The 26,326-nt window shown below is 45.2% G+C and carries 18 protein-coding genes and 1 riboswitch; of the genes, 4 read left to right on the top strand and 14 right to left on the bottom strand.

Translation table 11 applies throughout. The annotated features are described in order from the left end of the window. Nucleotides 1–177: 177 nt before the first annotated feature. Nucleotides 178–1,155 carry a ring-cleaving dioxygenase gene (locus NSQ55_RS04795; RefSeq protein ID WP_339171632.1) on the top strand — a complete coding sequence of 326 codons (978 nt, stop codon included), beginning with the start codon at nt 178–180 and terminating at the stop codon, nt 1,153–1,155. Nucleotides 1,156–1,214: 59 nt separating this feature from the next. Here NSQ55_RS04795 and NSQ55_RS04790 read toward each other — a convergent pair whose 3' ends face one another. Then, the gene (locus NSQ55_RS04790; RefSeq protein ID WP_076194170.1) at nt 1,215–1,916 is read right to left on the bottom strand and encodes a YjjG family noncanonical pyrimidine nucleotidase; all 702 of its coding nucleotides are present in this window, start codon (nt 1,914–1,916) and stop codon (nt 1,215–1,217) included. 168 nt (nt 1,917–2,084) lie between these two features. On the opposite strand from NSQ55_RS04790, the gene NSQ55_RS04785 reads away from it, so the two are divergent. Both NSQ55_RS04785 and NSQ55_RS04780 read left to right on the top strand, forming a co-directional pair. Continuing rightward, the gene (locus NSQ55_RS04785; protein WP_076129282.1) at nt 2,085–3,020 is read left to right on the top strand and encodes an MraY family glycosyltransferase; all 936 of its coding nucleotides are present in this window, start codon (nt 2,085–2,087) and stop codon (nt 3,018–3,020) included. A 152-nt stretch (nt 3,021–3,172) separates the two neighbouring features. Next, the gene (locus NSQ55_RS04780; RefSeq protein WP_339171628.1) at nt 3,173–3,448 is read left to right on the top strand and encodes a hypothetical protein; all 276 of its coding nucleotides are present in this window, start codon (nt 3,173–3,175) and stop codon (nt 3,446–3,448) included. Between the two features lie 114 nt (nt 3,449–3,562). Here NSQ55_RS04780 and NSQ55_RS04775 read toward each other — a convergent pair whose 3' ends face one another. From NSQ55_RS04775 to qoxA, 9 genes are all read right to left on the bottom strand, one after another. Next, nucleotides 3,563–4,084, bottom strand: coding sequence for a mismatch-specific DNA-glycosylase (locus NSQ55_RS04775; protein ID WP_076129577.1), 522 nt, complete (start codon nt 4,082–4,084; stop codon nt 3,563–3,565). 259 nt (nt 4,085–4,343) lie between these two features. Continuing rightward, nucleotides 4,344–4,676, bottom strand: a complete 333-nt coding sequence (locus tag NSQ55_RS04770) for an RNA 2'-phosphotransferase (RefSeq protein ID WP_339171625.1) — start codon at nt 4,674–4,676, stop codon at nt 4,344–4,346. Nucleotides 4,677–5,027: 351 nt separating this feature from the next. Further along, nucleotides 5,028–7,070, bottom strand: coding sequence for a hypothetical protein (locus NSQ55_RS04765; protein ID WP_339171622.1), 2,043 nt, complete (start codon nt 7,068–7,070; stop codon nt 5,028–5,030). Continuing rightward, nucleotides 7,024–7,926: an ABC transporter ATP-binding protein gene (locus tag NSQ55_RS04760; protein WP_036680830.1), complete on the bottom strand. Its 903-nt coding sequence runs from the start codon at nt 7,924–7,926 to the stop codon at nt 7,024–7,026. Before NSQ55_RS04760 ends, NSQ55_RS04765 begins: the two co-directional genes overlap by 47 nt. After that, nucleotides 7,919–8,308: a GntR family transcriptional regulator gene (locus NSQ55_RS04755; protein ID WP_339171618.1), complete on the bottom strand. Its 390-nt coding sequence runs from the start codon at nt 8,306–8,308 to the stop codon at nt 7,919–7,921. Before NSQ55_RS04755 ends, NSQ55_RS04760 begins: the two co-directional genes overlap by 8 nt. Before the next feature lie 1,390 nt (nt 8,309–9,698). After that, nucleotides 9,699–9,989 (bottom strand): cytochrome aa3 quinol oxidase subunit IV, encoded by a 291-nt coding sequence (gene qoxD, locus NSQ55_RS04750; protein ID WP_036680878.1) that lies wholly within the window; start codon nt 9,987–9,989, stop codon nt 9,699–9,701. A gap of 4 nt (nt 9,990–9,993) precedes the next feature. Beyond that, nucleotides 9,994–10,590: a cytochrome aa3 quinol oxidase subunit III gene (gene qoxC, locus NSQ55_RS04745; RefSeq protein ID WP_042124373.1), complete on the bottom strand. Its 597-nt coding sequence runs from the start codon at nt 10,588–10,590 to the stop codon at nt 9,994–9,996. Next, nucleotides 10,587–12,530: a cytochrome aa3 quinol oxidase subunit I gene (gene qoxB, locus NSQ55_RS04740; protein WP_076129582.1), complete on the bottom strand. Its 1,944-nt coding sequence runs from the start codon at nt 12,528–12,530 to the stop codon at nt 10,587–10,589. The genes qoxC and qoxB overlap by 4 nt, the downstream gene beginning before the upstream one ends. A 38-nt stretch (nt 12,531–12,568) precedes the next feature. Beyond that, a complete protein-coding gene (qoxA, locus tag NSQ55_RS04735; protein WP_036680822.1) occupies nt 12,569–13,588 on the bottom strand; it encodes a cytochrome aa3 quinol oxidase subunit II in 1,020 nt (339 codons plus the stop codon). Nucleotides 13,589–14,075: 487 nt separating this feature from the next. On the opposite strand from qoxA, the gene NSQ55_RS04730 reads away from it, so the two are divergent. Further along, nucleotides 14,076–15,212 (top strand): polysaccharide deacetylase, encoded by a 1,137-nt coding sequence (locus NSQ55_RS04730; protein WP_076129583.1) that lies wholly within the window; start codon nt 14,076–14,078, stop codon nt 15,210–15,212. Nucleotides 15,213–17,066: 1,854 nt separating this feature from the next. Here the strand turns inward: NSQ55_RS04730 and NSQ55_RS04725 are convergent. The 4 genes from NSQ55_RS04725 to NSQ55_RS04710 all read right to left on the bottom strand — a co-directional run bounded on the left by NSQ55_RS04725 (nt 17,067) and on the right by NSQ55_RS04710 (nt 26,297). Next, nucleotides 17,067–18,773 carry a methyl-accepting chemotaxis protein gene (locus tag NSQ55_RS04725; RefSeq protein ID WP_076185021.1) on the bottom strand — a complete coding sequence of 569 codons (1,707 nt, stop codon included), beginning with the start codon at nt 18,771–18,773 and terminating at the stop codon, nt 17,067–17,069. 203 nt (nt 18,774–18,976) lie between these two features. Further along, entirely contained in the window at nt 18,977–21,541 is a 2,565-nt protein-coding gene (locus NSQ55_RS04720) for a DUF4430 domain-containing protein (RefSeq protein ID WP_339171610.1), read from the bottom strand. 169 nt (nt 21,542–21,710) lie between these two features. Further along, a riboswitch (cobalamin riboswitch) is annotated at nt 21,711–21,914 on the bottom strand. A 127-nt stretch (nt 21,915–22,041) separates the two neighbouring features. Then, nucleotides 22,042–25,038 (bottom strand): glycosyltransferase, encoded by a 2,997-nt coding sequence (locus NSQ55_RS04715; RefSeq protein ID WP_339171608.1) that lies wholly within the window; start codon nt 25,036–25,038, stop codon nt 22,042–22,044. Beyond that, the gene (locus NSQ55_RS04710) at nt 25,035–26,297 is read right to left on the bottom strand and encodes a hypothetical protein (protein WP_076129587.1); all 1,263 of its coding nucleotides are present in this window, start codon (nt 26,295–26,297) and stop codon (nt 25,035–25,037) included. Before NSQ55_RS04710 ends, NSQ55_RS04715 begins: the two co-directional genes overlap by 4 nt. Between the last annotated feature and the right edge of the window lie 29 nt (nt 26,298–26,326).

The raw sequence follows: 26,326 nt of genomic DNA, 5'->3' as shown, positions 1-26,326 counted from the left end.
TACTCTCTCCTTATGTATGAATTAAATTTCATGAAACATTAATATCCACTTGCAAAAGTTTCTTATTACTTTTAAAATTATAGTAACTTAATAATATTCACCAAAGATTCTATCGATATATTAAAAATAAATTAAAATAATCCACAAACCCAAAGCATTCACAAGGAGGTAACTACCATGAGTTTAACGTTAAAAGGACTTCACCATGTCTCAGCTATTACAGGCAAAGCACAGGAGAACTTTAAGTTCTATACAGAGGTACTCGGACTGCGTCTCATTAAAAAAACAGTAAATCAGGATGATATTTCAGTGTACCATTTATTCTATGGAGATGAGAAGGGTAATCCCGGAACCGAATTAACCTTTTTCGAGCTTCCGATGGCAGGCCGCAACCGTGAGGGCAATAACAGCATCTCCGTGCTCTCCCTTCGAGTGCCAAGCGATGCCGCACTTGCCTACTGGGAGCAACGCTTCACAGAGCTTAACGTGGAGCATGGGACGATACAGGAACTTGGTGGACGCCAGACTTTATCCTTCCGCGATCACGAGAGCCAACGTTTCATTCTCGTATCCGACGAAAATGATAACGGTGTTGCCGGCGGTACTCCTTGGGCTAAAAGCCCAGTACCTGCCCAATATGGCATTGTAGGCTTAGGACCCGCACATCTCACAGTAGAAAGTGCAGAACATACAGCGGTAGTGCTGGAGCAGTTGCTCGGCTTCCGCCGTATAGGAACCTACCCTTCAACAGTTGCCGGTCAGCCAGATGTGCTCGTATTCGAGACTGGTGAAGGCGGATCAGGTGCTGAGGTTCATCTGGAGGAACGCAATGATCTGGAGCAAGAGCATTTGGGTCGTGGCGGGGTACATCACGTCGCATTCCGCGTAGATAATGAAGACGAATTGAAGCAATGGATCGAACACATCCGCCAGGCACAGCTTCCTAATTCCGGTTTCGTCGACCGGTTCTACTTCCGTTCCCTCTATTTCCGCGAGCCTAACGGCATCCTTTTTGAGTTGGCTACAGACGGACCAGGCTTTGCTACAGATGAGCCTATGGAAAGTTTAGGTGAATCCCTTGCGCTGCCGCCATTTCTGGAATCGAAACGCCAGCAAATCGAGGCTTATCTGAAGCCGCTGGATACTCGGCAATAAACCTCTTCAGGTTACTAAATAAAAGGTGTGAGCCGCTTATGCGCTCACACCTTATTTTTTTATTGAAGGTTAGTAGCTTTCCCTACAATATCTAGTAGCTCCGACAGGTTTCGGATTTCGTATTTTGGCTGAACGCCGGACTCATTAATCTTCCCTAGCGGGTTAAACCAGCAGGTATCAATCCCATAATTAATTCCGCCTTGAATATCAGAGGTTAAGGAGTCACCCACAATCAATACTTTTTCCTTATCCTCAATCCCCAATTTGGCAAAAGCATAATCAAAAATCCCCGTCTCTGGCTTCTGACATCCTGCCTCCTCTGAGATAATGATCTGCTCAAATGTATCACTCAGCAGCGAGCCTTGGATTCTGGAAGTTTGCACATCCTTGATTCCATTCGTGATAATCGCCAGGCGGCAATCTGCAAGCTCTCCGCATAGCTCGATTGCTCCCTGCATCAGAAAGGTTCCTTCGCCTAAGAAACGTAGATAGGCCTCACTGAATGTTTCAGGATCAAGCTCAAGCGCATGTGCAGCAAACAACCGATTAAACCGCTCTACCCGCAACGCCGCAGATGAAATCCTTCCTTGTTCTAGATCCCTCCACAATGCGTGGTTAATCTCTTGATAACTGGCAGCATAATCTGCTGCACCTGTGGGCATCCCAAAGTGTAGAAAGGCATTAGACAACGCGTGACTTTCTGCCATTCCATAATCAAACAACGTATCGTCGGCATCAAATAAAATAACATCGTATTTCATAAATATCCCCCAAAGGCTTTTCTCAACAAGGTACTACAGCGTTGCTGGCAAGTCAACTTCACACCCCTCACGACAAAATTTTACTTTTTTAAGGTAGATTTAATCGATCTGTGGTATTTTAAAAAGAAAACGGTGGTGAGCGTCATTTTATACGTTTTATCATTTCTAATGTCATTTCTTATCGTCTACTTTCTAATTCCGCCGCTCGGCAAGCTTGCTTTTCGGCTTGATTTTGTGGACAAGCCTCGGCAGGACGTTGAGCGTAAAATTCATAGAGAGCCCATTCCGCTAACGGCCAGCTACGCCATATTCATCGGATTTTTTATCACTTATCTGGTGTTCGCGCGTGATTTCTCCATGGAGACTGTCGCATTATTTGTAGGTGGCGTACTATTGCTGACCATAGGCACGGTGGATGATTGGTACAAAACGAAAGGCAAAGATTTCCCAGCTCTGCCCAAGTTAATTGTACAAGTTAGCGCAGCGATCCTGGTTTATGTTTCTGGCAACGCCTTTACCGGATTCTACAATCCATTCTCAGGCGATTATATCGTTTTGCCTGTCATTCTATCGTTTCTGCTGACGATTATCTGGATCTTCGGTGTAACCACAGTTATTAATTTCTCGGATGGCATGGACGGTCTGGCTGGTGCCTTGACGGCCATTTCGGCGATTACGTTATTTGTTGTCGCACTGGCAAAGGGGCAATCCTCATCTGCCATTATGGCAATTTCACTGATTGGCGTTACGCTTGCTTATCTGCGCTACAATAAGCCGCCCGCCAAAATCTTTATGGGCGACGCCGGGGCAACCTTTCTCGGCTTCATCCTTGCGGTCATTGCACTCGACGGCGCGTTCAAGCAAGCCACCGTCCTGTCGCTGTTCATCCCGATTCTGGCGCTGGGCGTACCGATCTTCGACAACATTTTTGTCGTAGTCAAACGTTTCATCCAAGGCAAGTCCATTTATCAAGCCGATGCCACCCAGGCTCATTACCGCCTGCTTCGGGCAGGCCTGAACCAGAAGCAGGTCGTTGCCGTGCTTTGCCTGATTAGTGTTTGCCTATCCTTATCCTCTATCATTCTGCTGCTGATTGAGACCTAATGTATTAGGGACTAAGGGCATGTCTCATATACTGAGACTGCCCTTTGAAGTTACAAAAGGAGCAAGATTCCAATATGGAATCTTGCTCCTTTTGTGTTTGAGGGTATTCTAGAGTAGCGAGAGATAGCTAAGATGCGAGAGTTTGCCAGACCTTGCGAGAGCTACGGGATCTGCGGGTTCTGCGGGATCTGCGGGATCTGCGGGATCTGCGGGATCTGCGGGATCTGCGGGATCTGCGGGATCTGCGGGATCTGCGGGATCTGCAGGATCTGCGGGATCTACAGAGATCCACAGCGATCCACAGTGATTCACAGCGAACTCTCCAGCCTTTATCCTTACGGACTCAGGCGCCGTTATTCGTGGATTTGCGTCTATTTAGTGGTGTTTTCGGACTCCAAAGACGCTATCTACCCAAAATGGACTCATAATCAGTCAATTTCCACCCAATAGCTGCATTGGAGTCCGATAGCACACAAATTAGAGTGACTTGTTACTTTTAGCGACTCCTGTGTCCTTTAACACCCTACCTCCGAATACATCAATCACCCATCGTTCTCTTGCGTAAACTCGGCTAATCTGCGATAAATCCCAACTATCTCTTCCATCGGCATTCTAACTAATCCGCTAGAAGAGGGTGCAACAAATTCACGGACACCATCTACCTTTGGAGGCACGTCCCCTTGAAATCCCCAGTTAGCTTTTGTTCTGCGGCTAAACTCTGTATACACACCCTTACCTACAAAACAGGCGACTTGAGGCCGATATTTCTCCAGCTTGGAGCGAAGCATTTCCCGACCCTCCTGGTATTCTTCACGAGTAATATCGTCGATTCCCCGTGTGGGACGGGCAACAATATTTGTAAACCCATAGCCCAGCTTAAGCAAGTCCCCATCCTCAGACGCATCATACAACCGGGGAGTAAGTCCAGACTGATGTAATATTCTCCAGAAATTATTCCGCGGATTCGCGTAATGATGTCCTACCTCGCCAGAACGGATACTAGGATTGAATCCAATAAATACAATCTGTAATCCGTGATCTAAGTGATCTGGAATTTCATCCATGTTATTATGCCTCCTGACCAAACGTCGATCTAGTTCAACTTACGGGGTACACCTTAAGACAGGAAGGCGGTATATGACCTGCCAACCATACCTTATTACCCGCCTTATAAAAGGTTACACCCATTTGACCCGCTCTAATCGTATCAACGGTTAACAATATCAATTTCCCTCTGCGGACTTCCGGCTAAACTGGCAAAATGAGTCCCTTCAGACAAATGAACATACTGCCGTCCCATCGATTGGAGCCCCTCCTCCAAAATCACAGAAAGCACACCAGAATGAGTTCCGTGAAAAAGTATAGCAGGCGGAGTCCCGGCTCATAAGTGATTTTTGTGTGGCTATGCCCGTACCGGGCTTTGATCCGGTCATCAACGATTTCCAATCGTTGCTTGTCGCAACCTGCAACCACTTGCCGAATATCTCCCACAGTCACCTCTGACCATCTAGGAGTGCTTACAATAACAAACAGTAAATCATCCAACCTACAGGAACCATCCTCTGGATCCAAAATAAGACCATATTGCTCCGGGGTATGCCGAAGCAGCTTAGTCATAAATTTACTTAACGACACTTCCGCTGTATTGCTTAACATTATATTTTCACCTCAATTTTTCCTATTTATATTATTCTACTAAAGGATCTCTTCGAAGCAGATTCCAGAGGCATTACAGCAATCACACATCCATGTATTACCTCTTACTATGCAAAAAAGACCATGGACTCTATCGTCCATGGTCGGGCTTCACCTAAATACAAAACTCCTTACCAGTTAATACAGCGATGTTATTTTACCGGAACGAATATACTGGTTCAGAGGCTGATCTAAAAGTTCCATTTCATCCTTCTCCTATCTCCAAAAGCATAATCCAACTATCCAGTTTATGTCAACCAGTAGTCTTTTATCTGTAATCTTTTATCTGTAATCTTTTACTAACTTCTTAACTTATTTCAGCAATGCTTTCAATTCAGGCGTCATATCCGATTCTTTTAACATTACGAAATCGCTATAACCCTCTTTGTACATCAACTTCACAATGTAGTTGCCATTCTCAACACCATAATGGAAATGATGGTCCAAAATATCTGTTAATAATGTCTTATCCTTCGTAACAGCCGTACGATTCTTTTCGCGTGCAAGCGCTACTCTTTGTTCAGGACTAGTAGGGTTCTTAGGTGTTTGCTCGTCCATATAATCATCTTTTATAATCTCTGCCGATTGGATATCTTCAGCTGTTATTTGTATTTTATCGGCATAACCTTTTTCGTTCATCCACTTTTCAAGCTCATGGAAAGAAGATTTCCATGGATAATTATAACCATAACTTGAAGAAACTTGATTGCTGTCCTCTTTTGCCTTTACCTCTATTTGGATATTAGCCACATCAGGTATTCCATCCTTATCTATCTGTACTTCGTAGGACATATTCAAAATTTCGCGTTTGATAATCTCCTTTAGCTCTAAAATTTCCCCGGGATCAGAGATCGCTACTTTTTTATTCCTGTTAGTAACCCACATATAATCCAGGTCTTTGTCTAAGAGAGCTAAATTATACTTTTCATACTTGTAAGCTTCGGTATCCTTAACCGCCTTGAGCTCTGATTCAAACCCCTTATTAGGGATCCAGTATTCCCTCACTAGCTTGTGACCATTCTCCAATTGATAAGCCAGAGTAAAATATTCATAAACGTATTGTTGTGAGGTAAGTTCTGGACGTACCGCAACTACCGCTTGATGGAGTTTACGGACAGCTTCTATATAATCTTTATCATCGGAAAAAGGGTTCTGCCCCATGTAGGGTGTAGTGTACAAATCATCCGTTGGGGCATACAACCGGTAGTTAGCTCCCATATATACACCGCTAATCTTATCACCGGAAGGCACTCTAGCTTCATACCCCGTAACACTTGATACCGGGATATACAGAAGTAACCCTATCATTACCGCATAAATTGCAAACTCAGCTACCATTTTACGCGTCATAATCTGCCATGTTTTCCGAACAATCATTTCTGCGGCGACATAACCAATAATGGCTCCGATGGCATATCCACTAATCACCCAGCCCATTTGCTGTTGCTTCATTTGCGCAAAATAATTACCGGCAATAAGCATGGCACATAACATAACCCCTGCTTTAAACAGTGGGTTGAAATATCCAAAGGCAATAGCCTGACCCGCTTTTTCCGTATTACGTTTACGGTATAACAGGTACGACAACCCGATAAATAGAAGTGCCAATACCCCATAAATCCATAATTCTGTATTGGTGAAGGGTTTGCCGGTAAAATAATACACGATATGAACAAAAGGAGACCATATCTGCGAAATAGAATCACGCAAGTTAGAGTTTGCATTTGCATATCCATAAAGATACATAGCTAAATGGCTGTGGATTAATGAGATCAGTACAGCAGGAAGAATAAGCAAAATATAAATGATAATTCCCTGAAGAATAGATTGGCCCGTACATATTCCCACAAAAACACTAAAGCAAAAGAGGAACAAAGTCAGAATACTAACTGTAATACACCATTGCCAAATATCTGCGCCTTGAAAAATATAAAAATTACCACTCCACGGCTTAACAACGGCAACCACCCCAGCAGTTAACCAAACAGGCAGCAATAGTAAGGTAAGTCCACTCGTCAGATGAGCTGTAAATAAATGCTCTCTACGTAAAGGCAGGCTATGCCAAAGATCTGCAGGTGATTTTGCCTGAAGGTATCGGAATAAGAATAGTCCTGCTGCAACTGGGATCGTTATGATAAATAAGGCTTGCACACTACCAGCTATGCGAAATAAATGATCTATTTCTTGCGGTTTTGCATCCGGATTGCTGCTCATGAAGAGCTGTAATGGAAGTGCAAATAATAAGCCGAGTGCATATATAATCCCTATCCAGCCATGCTGGCGGAAGTTCTGGCGAAAAATACTGCTATTAAAGTAGTAATGGCTGCGCGTCATATCCGACATCCCCCATTTCATAAATAAAGATCTCTTCTAACGTTAATGGAAGCAAATCGAATACGTATGGCTCGTACACCTGAAAAGCCGCTTTGATCCGTTCACGATCCCCTTTTACAATATATAGGTTCACACTTCCCCGGCGCTCTTGATGCAGAACTTGTAACTTGGCAGCTAACGGAATCTCATGCCGTTCATCTCGGAACGCCACTTGAATCTTATGTGTATCCGCCTTAAGATCATCCAGATCCTTCTCAATCAACATCTTCCCACCATGCATAATCCCGACATGATCGCACAGATCTTCAATCTCACGAAGGTTATGGGAAGAAATGATTACCGTCAACTCGCGTTCAGCAACCTCCTGAAATAGCAGGTTTTTGATCTGACGCCGCATCACCGGATCTAATCCGTCAATCGGTTCATCCATAATCAGCACATCCGGCATACAGCTTAAACACAACCAGAATGACGCTTGCCGTTGCATCCCTTTGGAGAAACGACTGAGCTTGCGCTTTTTATCGAGCTGAAATACGGTTCCCAAATCTTCAAAACGCTTCTGATTCCAGCTCGGATAAATCGAGCGATAGAAAGCCGCCATTTGCAGCATGGTGGATTGTGGGAAAAAGTAAGGAGCATCCGGCATAAAAATAACCCGTTGCTTAGTCGTCGGGTGTTCGAATACCGCTTCACCATCCACCCGCACGGTCCCCTTATCTGGAGAGTAGATGCCCGCCAATGTTTTGAGCAGCGTTGTTTTGCCCGCGCCATTAGAGCCGAGCAGCCCATAAATTGTTCCCTTATGTACCGTTAAAGAGATATCGTCGACTGCCTTCTCGCCTTGAAATAACTTGCTGACTCCCCGAATCTCAATCATCACTCTTCCCTCCTTCTCTTTGCTTCTCCACTTGTTGGTACAAAGAACTAATCTCAGCTGCGGTGAACCCAAGGTATACCGCCTCCGCCATCAGCCTCAGCAACTCGTCCCGGACTTCCGCTTTTTTGATCGCATTTTGTTCTTTTTTCATCGGGGCTACAAAACTTCCTTTCCCCTGTAATGAATAGATATATCCCTCACGTTCCAATTCACGGTAAGCCTTCTGAATCGTATTGGGATTCACGGTTAGCTGCTGGGATAACGTCCTTACAGAAGGTAGCTGTTCATCCGTCTGCAAAATACCATGCAGAATCATCTCCTTGACCTTATCGGTCAGCTGCTCATAAATCGGCTTCCGACTACGAACGTCCAGTTCGAACATAACCTTCCTCCTTCCACTATCTTGCATTAAATCCATTATGATGTGTACTAACTGTACTACTATTATTAATACAGTTTTATTTATATGTCAACAAAAAAATCCCCAAGATTTTCCTTCGGGATTTATCTATTCCTTGCTATTAATCAAAATTACGTCCGATCGCGCCGAGCCAATCTCGTCCACAGTAGTTTTAGGACCCTGATGACGCTGATTTCTGCTTATAAGGTCATCTGAGTCCGATTGCGCCAAGCTAGCCTTGTCTCCCGGGGCTTTCGGACCCAGATGACGCTATTCGCACATTTTCCGCCTTTTGAGCGAAGTTTCGGACTCCACTGCAGCTATTGTCTAGAAAGACGCTCATTTCGGGCGTTTTTCACACCAATAGCGACTTTGGGGTCCGTTACCACTCCAAATGCCGCTGTTTCCAGCTTTTAAGGTCACCTGAGTCCGACAGCGCCGTGCCATCCTCATCCCCCGTAGCTTTCGGACTCAGATGCCGCTATTCGTACATTATCCGCCTTTTGAGCGAAGTTTCGGACTCCAGTGCAACTATTGCCTAGAAAGGTGCTCATTTTGGGCGTTTTTCACACCAATAGCGACTTTGGGGTCCGTTACCACTCCAAATGACGCTAATTCATGCTTTTAAGCTCATCTGAGTCCGATCGCGCCGAGCCAATCTCGTCCACAGTAGTTTTAGGACCCTGATGACGCTGTTTCCCGCTTTTAAGCTCCCCTGAGTCCGATCGCGCCGCCCCCCCTTATCTCCCCCGTAGCTTTCGGACCAGATGACGCTATCCGCATATTTTCCGCCTTTTGAGCGAAGTTTCGGACTCCACTGCAGCTATTGCCTAGAAAGGCGCTCATTTTGGGCGTTTTTCACACCAATAGCGGCTTTGGGGTCCGCTACAACTCCAAAAGCCGCTGATTTCCGCTTATAAGGTCATCTGAGTCCGATCGCGCCGAGCCTCCTTATCCCCGCTAGCTTTCGGACCCAGATGACGCTATTCGCACATTTTTCGCCTATTGAGCGAAGTTCCGGACTCCAGTGCAGCTATTGCCTAGAAAGGCGCTCATTTTGGGCGTTTTTCACACCAATAGCGACTTTGGGGTCCGTTACAACTCCAAACGCCGCTGTTTCCCGCTTTTAAGCTCCTCTGAGTCCGATCGCACCGAGCCAACCTCATCCCCCGTAGCTTTCGGACTCAAATGACGCTATTCGCACATTTTCCGCCTATTGAGCGAAGTTTCGGAGTCCCGTGCAGCTATTGCCTAAAAAGATGCTCATTTCCGGGCATCCGCTACAACTAACCTCCGAAATAAACGCAAAAAAAGAGACGTCCCTAAGCCATTTTGGCTTTAGAGACGTCCCTTTGAGTATTAGTGTCTGTAATTAAGCATACCAGCCCCATACGAAGATGAAGAGCGTACCGAATATCGTAACTAGACCAACGAATAAGGCATAGGCGATATTGATGTAAAGTTCTTTCTTGGTATCTGCTGATTCACCAATATGCATGAACAGGAAGAGCTGCAAGGAAGCCTGAATGAGGGCTGTAACAAGCAGGATAGCCATGTTCGCAGTGTTGGATAGATCAAGGTAGATTACAGCAAGTGCAGCCACAGAAAGGACAAGAGAGGCTAAGAAACCCATCACATGGCGAATTGGAAACAATTGCTTCATCATGCTACATCAGTCCTTTCAGATAGACGAAGCTGAAAATAAAGATCCAGACAACGTCCAAGAAATGCCAGTACAGCGAGAAGATAAAGGATTTATTGGCCGTAGCCGGATTAATACCTTGACGCTTCAACTGGATTAGAATAGCCGCACCCCACAGGAACCCGAACGATACGTGAGCTCCGTGTGTTCCCAGCAGTACAAAAAGACTGGATAGGAAACCACTGGTTTGAAGTGTAGCCCCTTCGTGAACATAAGTGACAAACTCCGTGATTTCAATACCAAGGAAGCCGAGACCCATTAGAAGGGTTAGTCCGAAAAAGACCATCATGGCTTTTTGGTAACCATGCCGCATGGCATGAACTGCAAGACCAATCGTGAACGAACTTGTCAGCAGCAGCAATGTTTCGATCATTACTGGACCAATTTCGAAAAGATCCGGCCCGCTAGGGCCGCTGGCAAAACGGTCTACCATTACAAAATAAACAGTGAACAACGTAGCGAACAGTGCAATCTCCGCTCCTAGAAAAACCCAGAAGCCAAAGATTTTATTACTATTCTCTTCTGTTGAGTATTCAAGCGGCTTAGACGCATCTATTTTCATACTGTCTCACCCCGCAATTTCTTTTCAGTAGCAATAACTTCTTCTGCTGGGATGTAGAATCCGTGATCCCGATCAAAGGACATAGCAGCTAGAACAATGAGGATACCTACTCCAGAGAGGATCGCTGGAATCCAAAGACTGAAGACCAGAGAGAACCCTGCAATGAAGAAGATAACACCCAGAACAAATGGTTTTCCTGTGTTGCTAGGCATATGAATCTTAGTAATCTTATCTTCAAAAAGCGGTACTTTATCTTGTTTAGCAGACCAGTAAGCATCGCGTGTTTTTACATTTGGAACCACTGCGAAGTTGTAAGCTGGAATCGGGCTTTTCGTTGCCCATTCCAAAGTACGTGCATCCCACGGATCTCCATCAGTATCTCTTGGTTCGTAACGAGTACTCCAGTAAATGTTATAAACCAGGATTACAAATCCAATAGCGAGACCGATCGCACCTACGAATGAGACCATACTCAGCGGGCCAAATCCGGTATCCGCAGAATAGGTGTATTGTCGGCGGGTCATACCCTTAAGTCCGAGAATAAACAGCGGGAAGAACGATACGTTAAAGGAAATGATAATCCACCAGAAGGCATGCTTGCCAAGACGTTCATTCAGACGGAAACCGAATACTTTAGGGAACCAGTAATGGAACCCTGCGATAACGGCGAAGACCGCACCTGGAATAAGAACGTAGTGGAAATGGGCAACCAGGAACATCGTATTATGGTACTGGTAATCGGCACTGGCCATAGCCAGCATGACACCTGTTACCCCACCAATCGTAAAGATCGGAATAAAGGCCAGGGTGTATAGCATAGGTGTCGTAAAGGTTATTCGCCCTTTTCGTAAGGTAAATAGCCAGTTAAATATTTTCACACCTGTTGGTACGGCAATGGCCATGGTTGTAATCGAGAAGAAGCTGTTAACCATAGCACCTTGACCCATTGTATAGAAATGGTGAGCCCATACTAGGAAGGACAAGAGGGAAATGATCAACATACTGAATACCATGGATGTATATCCATACAGGTTCTTTTTAGAGAAGGTGGCGATAATTTCACTATAAATACCGAATGCCGGTAAGACAACGATATATACTTCAGGGTGACCCCATACCCAGAACAGGTTGGCCCATAACATATCCATACCGCCATTGGCCATCGTAAAGAATTGAGAGCCGAACAACCGGTCGAACATCATCAACGCGAGTGCAACCGTAAGCACAGGGAATGCGAATACGATAATTACGTTGGTGATCAATACGGACCAAGTAAACATCGGCATTTTCATCAACTTCATGCCTGGTGCACGCATTTTCAGAATCGTTACAATAAAGTTAACGCCTGTGAGGAGCGTACCAATACCTGAAATTTGTAGTGCGAGCGAGTAATAGTTATTACCCACCGTTGGACTGAACTCTAGACTTGCTAGCGGGAAATATGCGGACCAACCAGCATCTGGCGATCCCCCGATAACAAACGAAATGTTAAGCAGCATAGCTCCAAAGAAGAAGAGCCAGAAGCTGACAGCATTCAGACGCGGGAAGGCAACGTCTCTAGCACCGATTTGCAGCGGAACGATAACATTCATCAGACCGATAATAAACGGCATGGCCATAAAAAGGATCATAATCAAGCCGTGTGTTGTAAATACCTCGTTGTAATGCTGTGCGTCAAGAAATTTCATGTCCGGGGCTGCTGTTTGCAGCTTCATCATAATAGCGTCAACGCCGCCGCGGAAAAGCATAAGCAATGCAGCGAGGATATACATAATCCCAATACGTTTGTGGTCAACAGTAGTCAACCATTCGCGCCATAAATATCCCCATTTTTTAAAATAGGTCAGGCCGACGATAATCCCGATTGTAGCCAGAACAATACTTGCCATAGCTCCGTATATCAGGGGTTCGCCGTGGACCTTAAATTTATCCCAATCCATTAGGAATCGCTCCTTTCAAGTTGTTCAATTAACATTGACTAGTGTCCGTCATGTGTTGTGCTCTCTTCTAATGGAGAACTAGGTGTCGGCTCATCCAGTTCTGGATTAGGCTCGGTGTTGAATTCCGTCTCGCTGGATGGTGCTGGAGTCGGGTGAATTTCTTTATTATCCTGATGCTCCATACTTCCGTTATCCGTATCCATTTCAGTGCCACCATTACTCATATGGTCACCATGGCTTCCCGGAGGCGGGCTAAAGGATAAGTGAGTATTCGTATACGTTTTACGTCCGACATGTTCCATTTCCAAAAGACCTTTAAATTCATCTTCCGTCAGTGGACCCGCCGTTTCTTTAACGTCTTTCACCCATTCCTGATAGTCCTTATCTGTCATCGCAAGTGTTTCAAACTCCATGTGGGCAAAACCCTTACCATTAAAGTTCGCATTTCTTCCGACATAAGAACCTACAGTATCAGCTGAAAGATGCAAGGTTGTGATCATGTCGCTCATCGCGTATTTTTGTCCTCCCAATTGTGGGATCCAAAGACTTGAGATCGTACCGAAAGAATACAGTCTGAACTCTACAGCGCGGTGAACTGGAATGTTAACGTAGTTTACTGTTTCGATACCTTCTTCTGGGTAGCTGAAATGCCATTTCCAGTTAGAGGAGGAAGCATAAATTACAAGCGGTTTCTGATCTTTATAATCCGCTGCAACATTTTCTACATCTACTGTTGTTTTGACGGTGACTACGGAGAGGAATGCCACGATAATAATCGGAATGGTAATCCAGATAGCCTCCAGCCATTTGTTTCCTTCCTCGTGAGGAGGAATATAATCTTCGTTGCTTTTTTTAGCACGGTATTTCAAAAGCACGAAGACATATAAGATGTAGACAACTGCCAGAACGCCGAGCATCATAACAATGGAGAGAATGATCGTGTCAGATAAAGTTCTTGCAGCCGGCCCCTTCGGATTCAGAACAGCAATTGAACTGCATCCTGGCAAGAGTAAAATTAGGCTGAGAAATAAAGCGTATAACGGTCCCTTTTTGTTCATGCTTAAGCTCCTTCCTTCAATACTTCTTTTATTAACCCTCAACATTAACCTTTATATATAGTAAGAATTTATGGAGAAGAAAGCAAAAGACTTATTTTTCCATTTAGCCTAAAAAAGACCTTAATAATGGCGAACAAGTTAAATATGTGTGATCAATTTGTTACAAGTTTCTAATAGTATGATAAAGATCACTGTAACGGCGCTGTTTATGGGTTGAAAAATTCCGTTCAAACTTTGTTCAATAGTTTACTAAAGTTGCTAATTTAGACACATCTATTCTGCGCAAAACGGGGTGATTTTAACCATTTTTTGTTGATGCGCCAGTATTTAGCCGGAGTCGCGTGCTTTTTATGATTGTGGTTGAAATCACAGTTAACTTCTAAAAGGTAACAAATTATTCTGCTGGGGGTTACAATCTCTCAAATTTCATTCTATCAATGTATGTTAAGGTAATAGACAAATATACATAGATAGGAGATTTTTGACGATGTCTTTAAAGAAAGTATGGCTATTATTAATCGTATTATTCATTGGTTCCGGATCAATACGAGCGATAGATTCAGTGAATGCAGCAGGTGCAGGCTCCCTTAGGTTAGGTGTGAACGATAAGTTAACAACTATTGAAGCAGTTTCGGTAAAAGATACCTATTACGTTCCTCTACGTGATCTATCACAGGAACTTAAGTTAACGCTAACTGGAGTGAGCGATGGGATAAAAGTTACAGGTCAGAACAGATCAATCAAACTGCTGAATGATCATGCAACAGCTACTCTAGGCGATGGAAAGACCATATCCATGAGTACATTTTTGAAAAACGGAAAAACAATGGTTCCACTGAAATTGACCTCTTATCTTGGTTTTGGAATTTCTTTTAAAGCAGATCAATATTTATTGCGTGTAAAAGATGGCTCGGCTACATTAGATGATGCAACATTTGTAAGTAAGTTTAAAAAGGAATTGAAGCCAACCGCAACTCCTGGAACTTCTACGCCAACTGTTGGGAAGCAAGGTAAGACCGTATACCTCACCTTTGATGATGGGCCAACGGCTACAACTTCTACATTGCTTGATATTTTGGCAAAATATGATGCGAAGGCAACTTTTTTCATGATCGGACCGAATATGAACCAGCATACTGCGCAAGTGAAACGGATTGCGAATGAAGGGCATGGTCTCGCATTGCATGGAATGACGCACCGGAAAGAGAAGTTTTATGCTTCACCTGCGGCTGCGCTGGGAGAGATGGATAACGATAATGCCATTTTGAAAAAGATTACAGGTCAAAGCACTACACTGATTCGTCCTCCTTATGGAAGCAAGCCTTATTTCACAAAGGCCTTTAGAGATAAAGTCTTGGCTCAAGGTTATCATCTATGGGATTGGAACGTGGACTCAGAGGATTGGAAATACAAGGATGCTAGTACGACGATCTATAATTCGGTAATGAATCAGGTTCATAAGCTGCAGAAATCGCAGACCAATCCAGTGATTCTGATGCATGATCAAAAAGCTACACTTAAAGTACTTCCGCGTATCTTAGAGTCATTGAAAAAAGAAGGCTATACATTCCACGTCATTAGCTCAGATCTGAAACCTCTGAATTTCTGGAAGGATACACGCTGAGTTTTTTTGAAAAAATCAAGAGGGAATCCCAACAGCTGTGAACTAGCTATTGGAATTCCCTCTTTTTTTGGTCTTGAACTAAACACTAATTTTTGTTTAATCCGATCACATTCATGCTCCCGAGTTTTTCTATCGGACCCAGATGACCTTAATTGCTGGATTTGCCTCTGTTTCGGGTGCTATCGGACCACATAGCCGCTATTGGTGCAAAAAACACCCGTTATCAGTGTTTTCCACACCAACAGCTGCACTGGTGTCCGAAACTTTGCTCCAAAGGCGATAAATGGGCAAATAGCGGCTACTGAGTCCTAAACTCCACTCCCAAGCCACAAAATGAGCCAATGGCGTCTGCTGTGTCCGCCAAACCAGTTGGGATGAGTATGAACTCACGCTATCGGACCCAGATGACCTTAATTGCTGGATCTAGCTATATTTCGGATGCTATCGGTCCACATAGCCGCTATTGGTGCGAAAAACACCCGTTATCAGCGTTTTCCACACCAATAGCTGCACTGGTGTCCGAAACTTCGCTCCAATGGCGACAAATGTGCGAATAGCGGCGGCTGTGTCCTATAGCCTATGGGGATGAGTATGAGTCCACGCTATCGGACTCAGATGACCTTAATTGCTGGATTTAGCTATATTTCGGATGCTATCGGACCTCATAGCCGCTATTGGTGCAAAAAACACCAGTTATCAGCGTTTTCCACACCAATAGCTGCACTGGTGTCCGAAACTTTGCTCCAATGGCGATAAATGGGCAAATAGCGGCTACTGAGTCCTAAACTCCACTCCCAAGCCACAAAATGAGCGAATGGCGTCTGCTGTGTCCGCCAAACCAGTTGGGATGAGTATGAACTCACGCTATCGGACCCAGATGACCTTAATTGCTGGATTTGCCTCTGTTTCGGGTGTTATCGGACCACATAGCCGCTATTGGTACAAAAAACACCAGTTATCAGTGTTTTCCACGCCAATAGCTGCACTGGAGTCCGAAACTTTGCTACAAAGGCGATAAATGGGCAAATAGCGGCTACTGAGTCCGATAGCCTTTGGGGGTGAGCATAAGCTCACGCATCGGACCCAGATGACCTTAATTGCTGGATTTGCCTCTGTTTCGGGTGTTATCGGTCCACATAGCCGCTATTGGTGCAAAAAACACCAGTTATCAGCGTTTTCCACACCAATAGCTGCACTGGAGTCCGAAACTTACCCCAATGGCGATTAATATGCAAATAGCGGCTACTGAGTCCGATAGCATATGGGGATGGGTATGAGCCCACGCATCGGACCCAGATGACCTTAAACTGGGGATCAAGTAGACAGTGTGTTTGAAAAACTAGAGATCTGCCGGGAACACTAGGGTTACGGGTTACGGGTTACGGGTTACGGGTTACGGGTTACGGGTTACGGGGTACGAGTTACGAGTTACGAGTTACGAGTTACGGGGTACGGGGTTACGATGTATGAGCATACCGATCATCTCCTAGGTTTTTATTGTTTCCACGCCTCCGTCTTACCACTAGTGTGGGCTGGAGATCACATAGCATATGTTTGCCCGCAACCTGCTGGGACCAACTTACGTCTATACGCTCCTGACCTACTGAGATCAACTTACATCTCTCCCCCCTTGACCTACTGAGACCAACTTACATCTTTCCCCCTGACCTGCTGAAACTAGCCTACGTCTATCCGCTCCTGACCTACTGAGACCAGCTTACATCCCTCCCCCTTGACCAACTGAGATCAGTTGGCTCGCACTTGCTCCCAATCTGCTATAACCACAAACAGCAGAGCAGCGATCTCCGTTACTGGAGAACCGCTGCTCTGCTGGTTTTAACAATATTATGAAGCCTATAGTTTGAAGCTGGACAATGTCTTTTGCAGATCTTCTGCGAGCACCGCTAAATACTGAGCTGAAGCCGACATTTCCTCCATTGCGGATAGTTGCTCCTGACTCGCTGCACTTGTGTCCTGAACACCTTCTGCACCTTTGCTAGATATAACGTTGACCTGTTCCATAGCTGCTGCCACACCTTGTGATTCCATGGCCACATGAGCAACCGCTTCTCTAATCTCCGCTGTCTGTAAGGTAGCTTCTTTAATGGAAGTCTGAATCTCATGAAAAGCTTGAGATACCAGATGACTTTGAACTACGCCATTGGTGACTAGCTCAGTACCCAAAGCCATGGATTCTACTGCGCTTTCGGTTTGCTTTTGGATATGTGTAATAATATCTGTAACCCGCAAAGAACTATTTCTAGTTGCTTCCGCCAGATTACGAATTTCTCCAGCAACTACAGCAAATCCCCGTCCATGCTCACCAGCCCGTGCTGCTTCTATAGAAGCATTGAGCGCAAGCAGATTCGTCTGTGTAGCAATACCGTTAATCGTTGTAATAATTGTATTAATCTCTTGTGACAATGTCCCTAGATTAGAAACAATCTCCTGACTCTGAGTTACACTGAGGTCAATTTCCTTCATCTGCACAATGATTTGGTCTACAGCCTCTACTCCACGATCCGATGAACCGGAAACTACTCCCATTAGATCCGACATTTCATAGCTGCTGCCCTCTACGGCTGCAATATCATTGGTCATTGCTTTTATTGAACGTGTTGTACTGTTAATGCTCTCTGTCTGCTCATCAAATCCCGCAGCAATCTCTCCAGAAGATACAGCGATCATTTGTGAAGCCAATGAGGTCTGCTCAGCACTAGCGCTCATCTCTTCCGATGAAGCTGACAGCAGTTCTGCACTCTCTGCAATCCCTTGCATCATCTTCCGCAAGCCCTGCAGCATATTGTTAAATGAACTGTTAATTTGGCCGATCTCATCCTTAGCGGTGTAAGTTGCTACCACAGTCAAATCTCCATCTTCTGCCCGCTTCATTAGTCCTTGCAGTTCTTTAAGGGGTTTTGTTATCAGTCGAATAATTGCAATACTAATTACGAAACAAATCACCCAGGCGAACGTAATCATTATGGTATTGTTTACCCGCATGCTTTTAGCGGTTGCCATGGAATCTGAATTGTGTTCATCAGCATCTTTAAGCAAAGAATCACTAATTCCTTTAAGTAGGTTGATCATTTTTTCACGGGATTCGTTAAATTCGCCTGAAAATACTTTATAGGCCTCTTGATTATGATTACTATCAGCAATCTTTATAATGTTATCCCGCTGTGCACGATAATCTGGCAAAAAGGATTCATACTCTTTGATTTTACTTACAATAGCAGGATCATTATACTGAATCGCTTTCACCTTGTTCATAAGTTCATTATTATCCTGAACCTTCACTTGGATACTCTCAGAAAGTTCTTTGTTTTTGCTGGCATTTACGCTAATCAAACGCTCCAAAAGATAGGATTCAATAGCCCGATTATTCGTACGCATCTGCCCTACGTAAGAAACAGGCAATAAATTTTCATTATATGTCTCATTTGTTTTTTCGGCCATTTGGGTCATCGTAATGATGCCTATGCCACCTACAACATTAACCATGATTACAGCGAATACCAAAAGCAACCCTATTTTGTATTTCACTTTCAAATTTTTCATCTACACTCCGCCTTCACATTATCTTATGATCTATCTATTTTTATCGGTCGGAAGGGCTAAGAGTTTGATGATTTTTTAAATATTGTGTCGAATAAAAGTATATATTGTCATAAAACGACTTTCCTCAAATATAAAAAGGACGGGCACCCGATCCGCTATTACTCCGAATCCAAGTGTGCCCGCCTACTCAAACTTCCTCTTCCTTATTCTCCAGAGGTATAGTACCAGTACAAAGTATCACCGTTCTGCAAAATATAACTGTCTGCACTGATGCTTGGATCCGCATCCCGGTTCGTTTTATACTTCCATCCGCTGCTTGGGCCTCCATCAAATTCAGCCAACCCTTCAATAGATTTCACGTAGATGCTTCCAGCGTTGCCGGATGATACTACCTTAGTCCCTAATTGACTGACTAGTAAGCTATAAGCCGTTTCGCCCTCTTTTAGAGCTACTGTTGTACTGGCTAGGATGGTTCCTTTCCGGCTATCTCCAATCACTGAGAGGGTAGCGGTAGCTTTTGCTGGAGCAATAACAGACGATCCGACAGTCAGAGACTGAGTATAACGCGCTACGCTCGGTACGCTGTCTTTAGTATAACCGGTAACAGTCAGTGTATAGCTATTTGCCGGGAGACCCCCATCAACAACAGCTACACCTTGTTCATTCGTGATTACCTTCTTATCACCAATCGAAACCTGCACACCTGCAGCCGGTGAGATAACCGGATCAGAAGTGAAGCTTTCCTGATTCCACACCCACTTTTTCTGTGAAACCTTTACAGTAAAAGCTTCATTAGCTTTTGGCTGTGATGGGGAAAGCACCACAGAATCTACAACCTGTGTATTTTCTCCTGCATAATAGACAAGCACACGATCGGATTCCTGTAGTTCGAACGCATCCATACCCACACTTGGATATATCCACTCCCCGCCGCGTGATACCACGAAGCTCCACCATCCGTCGTAAGTACCTTGCGAAACTCCATGGATACCTGATACAAAGTTGCCATAAGACGATTTGGTGATATCTACTTTAAAATCATCGGTAGACCCTAGTTGTTGCAACGCTTCAAGGGCATTGGAGGCTTTTAAAGTCCCCTCACTAATCAACCCTTCCGGGCCTTCAACGGTAAGCGAAGCTGTTACATTCTTAGAAATCACCTTTAGAGCTTTTGTATATTTAGCAATCGTTGGGGCTTTACCTTCACGGTAGCCAGTTACAGTCAGTGTATAGTCACCTGCGGGCATATTTCCTGAGAATACGGCCTCACCTTTAGCATTCGTCGTTACCTTGTGAGCTCCAATTTGGACCTGAACACCCGCAGCTTTTGCAGTTACAGGAGAGGAAGTATTCGTAGCAGCGTCCCATTTCCACGTCTTACTAGTTACAGTGACGGTAAAAGAATCGCCCTCTTTAAGATTTGCTTTGGAAAGCGTAACGGAATCCACAAGCTTAGTGTCGTCTCCGGCATAATAAACCAGTACCTGATCTGAATCTTTAAGTACAAAATCACTCATGCCTACATCGGGATTAATCCATTTTCCGTCACGCGATACAACATACATCCATCCGTCATAACCACCAAAGCTTCCAGCAGCAATACTTCCGATGCCAGTCACATAACTGCCCGAAGGATTCGTGATCGGCAAGTTCGTTTGAAGCGCCAGCTTCTCTAACGCTCCAAGTGCGTTGCCAGCATAGGCGTACCCTTGTGCCAACGTGGCCTGTGGTCCCTCAATCGTTACTGGAGCGTAGATGAGTGAGCTCTGAATGGAGGATTTGGAAAAATCGTATAGCTTACTGTTGCTTCCTTTATACAGCAAATTATAGGCAACCAGCGCCTGAAGCCCTTGCTCTGTCGCCAGAACATTACTGCTTCCACCACGGCTATGGGTGAAGCTACCATCAGCTAGACGATAGCTAAGCAGGTTCTCCATTAGATCCACTTTGTTTTTGGTGTATTCTAATCCACTAGGATCAACTCCGAAGGATGTGAGTCCAAGGATTGCTTGTGCGCTACTTTCAGCACTGTCACCGTAACCCCCATGGCTATCTTGAGCTGCGGATAACCAGGCTACGGCTTGTAGCCCTGCTAAGTAGGCTTCGGGATTATTTTTATGTGCCGCCAGAGCCGTCAAGGTTATCGCTGTCATATCAGGCTCACTTGCGCCTGAGGTTAGTGCAAAGCCCCCATCTGGATTCTGTTTGGAGAGAATCTCCGTAAGGAGCTTATCCGCCGTCCATTTCGCGTCACTTGGGATATTATATTTACCAGAATCCAGCGCAAGTAAAGCATATACCGGATTATTAAGCGTCTGTTCACTGAGCTTGCTGTTATTATAAATTTTCTCAATCAGATTATAGCCAGGAGTCGTTCCGTTACCAGCAAAGCTAGTAGGATCTGCACCAATCGCTCTCACTGCGAGCACGATTCGAGCATAATCGGTTACATTGGCGAAATTTCCAGCTGCATCCTTTACTTTTTTCTCAAGCTCTGAATGGTAACTAGCTGGCAGCTTGTACCCTGCTTGCGCTAATCCAATGGCTTGCCAATCCGATTGCACGCCACCTTTCAAGAGATATTCTGCAGCCGCATAAGTCGCATCCGCAACATTAATCCGCTCCGCAGCAGTTGCCTCCAGACCGGCGCCAGCGCTCGCTTCTGCAAATATTTGTCCCGCCGGAGCAAGAGATGTTCCTAGAATTGAAATGACCATGAATAAGGCCAGCCCAAGTGCTACAAACTTGGAAGACATGATTTTCTTCATTGTTTAACCTCTTTCTGTATAAGAATGGGTACTGCCGGGAATAAGACGCATAACATAAAGACCGCCCCTTTGGAGGGCGGTCAGGGAAGATTACAAATTGAGGCTGCGGCGCTTGCTTCCTGCCAACAGTCCATCTGTATATGTTCCACATTCTTACCCCACGAAGAATAGAAACGCTCACGAAAAAGGCAGGTCTCCTGGCTAATGCTTCATCGCTGTTCTTCACCTTCCCACCCTACCTTCGGGGCAGTGGCTTATAGAAGAAACGCTCCGCACATACAGTGGCGGGACCGCGCCGGACTCTTGCACCGGACTTCCCTTTTAAGCAGACGACTAGATTGATAGAGTCTGCACCTTTTCCAGTATGTAGTATCTTATTTTGACATCCATAATCATATCTATTAATACATAGCATGTCTATAGAAAAGCTTAGTATGGGCAGCAAAAAAATGAACAGCAATACGCCACCTTCCGGTAGTTATTGCTGTTCAGAAAGCTTGTTATTCTGCTGTTCCTTCCGGACTTGCAGTTGGGGAGGGTTCAGCACTTGAATCAGAAGCTGGTGGAATATTAGGATCGGGATCTACGATCAGTGTAAATCTTCCGGCTTTGATCATACTTTTCTCTAGAATTGTCACTCCAGGCTCCAATGTAACCTCAACCTGATAGGAAGGTTGTTCACCTTCAGTCACAGCTGTTGCGGAAGGCAACCCAGTGCTGTCCTCAGTATCAGAGGAAGGCGTAGGAGACGGAGATGCATCAGCTACAGCATTAGTAGCATCTGCACCTTCTGCTGTTCCTCCAGTAGTGCCAGCGGTATCTGACTCGTCAGCGGTGTTTCCCTCATCCGTCCCATCCGTTAACGGCACTGGACAAGTGCCATTCGTGGCAGCGACCTTAAAGCTTTTATCTATCTCTGTAGACGAAGACATTAAACTAATCTCAGTCGGTTGAAACTGCACACAGTCATCTGCACTTGCGAAGGTGAACACCAATATGCTGCTCCCCTTATCTCCTTCGACGCTCTGATCCTTCAAGTATACTGAAGCTGGAGGCAGCATATTGCCTGCACTCTGAACAGGGGTCGGCTCAGGGCTTGTCCCCGGCAGAGCCGTCTTCGTATCATCCGGACGCAGCATACTGAATACGATAATTGCAATAATCACCAGAATACCCGTAATGGAGCCGGAGATTAAGAGTCGAAATCGGCTGCGGCTGATCCAGCGCGCCAGCGGGGAAGCCAGTTGGGAACGGGCTTCATTGTACACATTTTGCAGAGCAGGCCGAGCTGCCGCGACATAGTTCTTTCGGAATTCCCGATTCTTGAACGCTTCACGATCACTGCTCAGGAAATACTTCAGAATCGCCTTACGGTAACCCGGTTGCAGCTTTTTATTCGAAACCGTAAATAAAGGATTGCCTTGCGACCAAGCAAAAAACCGATAGATGATTTCTTTGTCGGAACCGGCTTTACGCTTTAACAGCTCCAGAAGCGCATCGTAATCCAGCGGACCCCCTTCACGCTGAGTTGTGTAGTAAAAGGCTAGCGGAAGCCGTTCAAAGGGTTCCAGAACACGCGCCTCTTTTAGCAAACGACGACCCAGTAGCTGCACATCGTCTAGTTCCTGCGGAGACAATCCTGTAAAAATCTCCTCATTCGGCTTCTCTTCACCAAACCAGCGGTAAGCGGCACGCAGCGCATTCTCTTTCTGCTTGCTAATCCTATCCAGTGGCGGCTGCCAATCGACAACATTACCATACCGTAAAAAAACTACCTCCAGAAGCTCCTCCTGCGTCATATCAGAAAGCGATAAGCGGTTCAGTAAGAATCTATCTGCTGAAGCAGCAAGATCCTGCATTAGGGAGAGTGCCTTAGGAGCAACTCCTGTTCCTTTGCGGCGATCTTTTTCTGCCTTATCTACAATTTCATGAATTTCCGCCACAGAAGCCACCGGATCATGCTCCAGCTGGAGCTTTTCTAGCAAATAATCCTTCACAGCATTTTGAGCAAAAGACTGCTCTAACGCCACTGGCAGGAACCGCCCCCAATGGAGCACAAAGCTCAGAATATCCGCAGATCTGGACGCCGCAGCTAGTCTTGATTCCATATAAGGCTCAAGTAGCTGCTTACGGAAATAAGTTTCAGACATCACGCGCTGGAAGTAAGCTGCACTTAACTCATCATTACTCTCAATGATCCCGTAAGCAGCACTCAAAATATCCTTGCGGCCCGCTTCCACACTATGAAGCATCCCATTGATGAAATAATCCACGATTCTGACCCTGTAATTGTGATCCTTAAGTACAAAATACTCTTTAAAGCATTCCATAATCGCCGGATCTGGCACATTTCTTTGCCGAATCAGATCAAATTCCCGGTCAAACCGTTCTAAGAAAATATCATTCAAGCGGATTCTAGAATGAATTGCACCGTCTGGTTTAAGGTAAGAAAGCAAACCACTTAGCACCGCACTCTTGTTTTCCGTATATAAATGCTCGTTCCCTTGCTCAATCTCATAAAATATAGCCAGCTCATTATAGAAAGAAAGGGTTAGCTTGTGCTCAGGACTCTCTCCACGCAGAATCTGATCGGCGAAGCTAACGAAGTCGTTAATATCTCCTGGATTCAGCAGTAATAGCTTCCACACCAAATCAGCATAAGGCTGGCGGGTCTCGCCAAAATCGACATTCCCCATCCGTCCGGAAGCCAAATCAAAGGTATAATCCTTCTCAATACTGCGGTCACCGGGACGAAGTGAACCTTTTTCCACAAAGCTAAGATGTATATATTTACGGCTTTGCGGTTCATTCGCATAGGTAATCACGCCTAATCTACGGCGGAATTCATACGGCAGCACGCTATACAGAATTTCTGTAAGCTCCACCGCCCGCGCAGACAACTCGGTGATAGGTACGTTTAGAGCCACGTAGATTTTTTTCTTACCTGCTACAGAGAGCATCACCGCTTGCAATAACGCCTTGAATATCCCTTCATCAATCCCTAACAAGCGTAAGCCTGCGATTGGATCCGGGCTGCGGTCTGTGCGAACAACTGGAATAGAGGGCAGCTCCGGCAAGGTTCCACCAAGCTCTCCAGTATAACGCTCTGCAAAATCAGCATGCAGCCAGTCTCCATAGCTCTGCACAATTTCTTCGGAACGTGAAGCAGGAACTACATAGTTATGTGCAAAAAAAGCGCTTCGTTGGCCTGTGAAATCGGCCGTTTGATAACGACTAAGCCCAATAACTGTATCCCCGTTCTCGGCATGAAATAGGTGCAGCGCACCAGGATATGCAGCCTCATCCTTCTCCCCACGCGCGGTTAACTCTGCAGGAGCATCGTAGAGGCAGAAGGGATGAAGGATTTTTTTCACAAAATTATTGTCTAGACTATCTGATTTCGCTACCGTATCGAAGCCTTCTGTGGAACGAAACACTCCGCGACGTTCGCGGGTGTACATCTGTTGGGCGATTGTTGACCCTGAGAAAACATTCACGGGCCGTCGCTCCCCTCAATATACTTCAGCTTATGCAGCAGCCAAATAAAAGGCTCGTCTACACGAATCGGGCTTACTACACCCTCAATCTTTTGATTCACAGGATTGCTGCCCAACGCAGATACTGCAAAATAACCCGTATTCGCGAAATAAACATCCATCGTATCTTTAAAGGGTCTGTCCACCTTACCAATAAATCTGCGAATTTCCCCGTCGATATTATGGAACTCGTCCATGTTTAATGTTTTGCGGTGAACATAGTTATTGAACACATTGCTGTTGGACTTGATGTAATCGCCATCCTCATCCTTCAGCGAATGCAGCATATCACTTTTGGCAAGCACAACCGCTGTTGGAATGTCTGTCTTACTCTTTTCCTGATAGGCAATAAAATCACCGAACATCGTCAGCACCACATCGCGCGGCTCGTCATATTGTGAGACCCATTCTCCCGGGCGGTCACCGATGTTAATATGAATCTTTTCACGGATAGAACGGATTTGCAGCGGATCGACCATAAACAAAATACCCGCAGAGTTCTTGATATGCTGACCATGAAGTCCAAGATAATCCTGATCCACCATACCCTCACCTGCTACATCAAAGAATACAAGTGTCAGTGGCGGTTTATTTTCATCCTTAAAGACAAATTGAAAGATAAAAGGCTCCTGCATTTTTTCCTTCTGTGTAGAAGCCAGCAGATCCCCACGCTCAAAAAGCGGTTCTTCATACAATGTACGGAACTTACGGCTAATCTCTGCATTAAGCGGCATACAAGCGGCATCAAAATGACCTGCTGTAGTATGTTGCAATGTGTGGATCAGCGAGGTCATATACACCGATTTCCCGACTTGGGATGCCCCGATAATCGAGATGATGTTACTCGGCACCTTCCCGGCAGTCACCGGCAGCTCATTATGGCAGGACGGGCAAAGCCGTCTGCGTGTAAGCACACCGTAACGATCCGTAAGCCCAGTTAACACATGATCCGTGTAATGATGATATTCTTCCGGAATATCCGCCGGGTTGATAATCGCTTCTATGTCATCTACCGTATCGAGCCCGAAGCGCTCACGGTATTTGTTCAAGGCGTCATCCTCACCCAATGCGTAATTTTCATCGTCCTCCCGGCTGTGCATAGCCCGAAAGACGACATCCTCCGGAGAGAACTTGGTGAAGCAATACGGACACACTATATCGTAAAAAAGCGGCCGCGGCTCCGGCTGATTCTTTTTCATAAAACGGCTAAAAAAAGACATCTACTCATCCTCCCAAAAGTTGTATCTAC

Source organism: Paenibacillus sp. FSL H7-0943 (assembly GCF_037963265.1).
GTDB lineage: Bacteria > Bacillota > Bacilli > Paenibacillales > Paenibacillaceae > Paenibacillus_AQ > Paenibacillus_AQ odorifer.
This window is presented reverse-complemented; position numbering and strand designations above follow the sequence as displayed.

Bases quoted from the DNA above. Each gene is read 5' to 3' on its own strand.
- NSQ55_RS04770 (WP_339171625.1), bottom strand. From the start codon at position 4,676: ATGTTAAGCAATACAGCGGAAGTGTCGTTAAGTAAATTTATGACTAAG.
- NSQ55_RS04730 (WP_076129583.1), top strand. From the start codon at position 14,076: ATGTCTTTAAAGAAAGTATGGCTATTATTAATCGTATTATTCATTGGT.
- NSQ55_RS04710 (WP_076129587.1), bottom strand. From the start codon at position 26,297: ATGTCTTTTTTTAGCCGTTTTATGAAAAAGAATCAGCCGGAGCCGCGG.
- NSQ55_RS04725 (WP_076185021.1), bottom strand. From the start codon at position 18,773: ATGAAAAATTTGAAAGTGAAATACAAAATAGGGTTGCTTTTGGTATTC.
- NSQ55_RS04790 (WP_076194170.1), bottom strand. From the start codon at position 1,916: ATGAAATACGATGTTATTTTATTTGATGCCGACGATACGTTGTTTGAT.
- NSQ55_RS04755 (WP_339171618.1), bottom strand. From the start codon at position 8,308: ATGTTCGAACTGGACGTTCGTAGTCGGAAGCCGATTTATGAGCAGCTG.
- NSQ55_RS04785 (WP_076129282.1), top strand. From the start codon at position 2,085: ATGTCATTTCTTATCGTCTACTTTCTAATTCCGCCGCTCGGCAAGCTT.
- qoxC (WP_042124373.1), bottom strand. From the start codon at position 10,590: ATGAAAATAGATGCGTCTAAGCCGCTTGAATACTCAACAGAAGAGAAT.
- NSQ55_RS04720 (WP_339171610.1), bottom strand. From the start codon at position 21,541: ATGAAGAAAATCATGTCTTCCAAGTTTGTAGCACTTGGGCTGGCCTTA.
- qoxA (WP_036680822.1), bottom strand. From the start codon at position 13,588: ATGAACAAAAAGGGACCGTTATACGCTTTATTTCTCAGCCTAATTTTA.
- qoxB (WP_076129582.1), bottom strand. From the start codon at position 12,530: ATGGATTGGGATAAATTTAAGGTCCACGGCGAACCCCTGATATACGGA.
- NSQ55_RS04775 (WP_076129577.1), bottom strand. From the start codon at position 4,084: ATGGATGAAATTCCAGATCACTTAGATCACGGATTACAGATTGTATTT.
- NSQ55_RS04795 (WP_339171632.1), top strand. From the start codon at position 178: ATGAGTTTAACGTTAAAAGGACTTCACCATGTCTCAGCTATTACAGGC.
- NSQ55_RS04760 (WP_036680830.1), bottom strand. From the start codon at position 7,926: ATGATTGAGATTCGGGGAGTCAGCAAGTTATTTCAAGGCGAGAAGGCA.
- NSQ55_RS04765 (WP_339171622.1), bottom strand. From the start codon at position 7,070: ATGAAATGGGGGATGTCGGATATGACGCGCAGCCATTACTACTTTAAT.
- qoxD (WP_036680878.1), bottom strand. From the start codon at position 9,989: ATGAAGCAATTGTTTCCAATTCGCCATGTGATGGGTTTCTTAGCCTCT.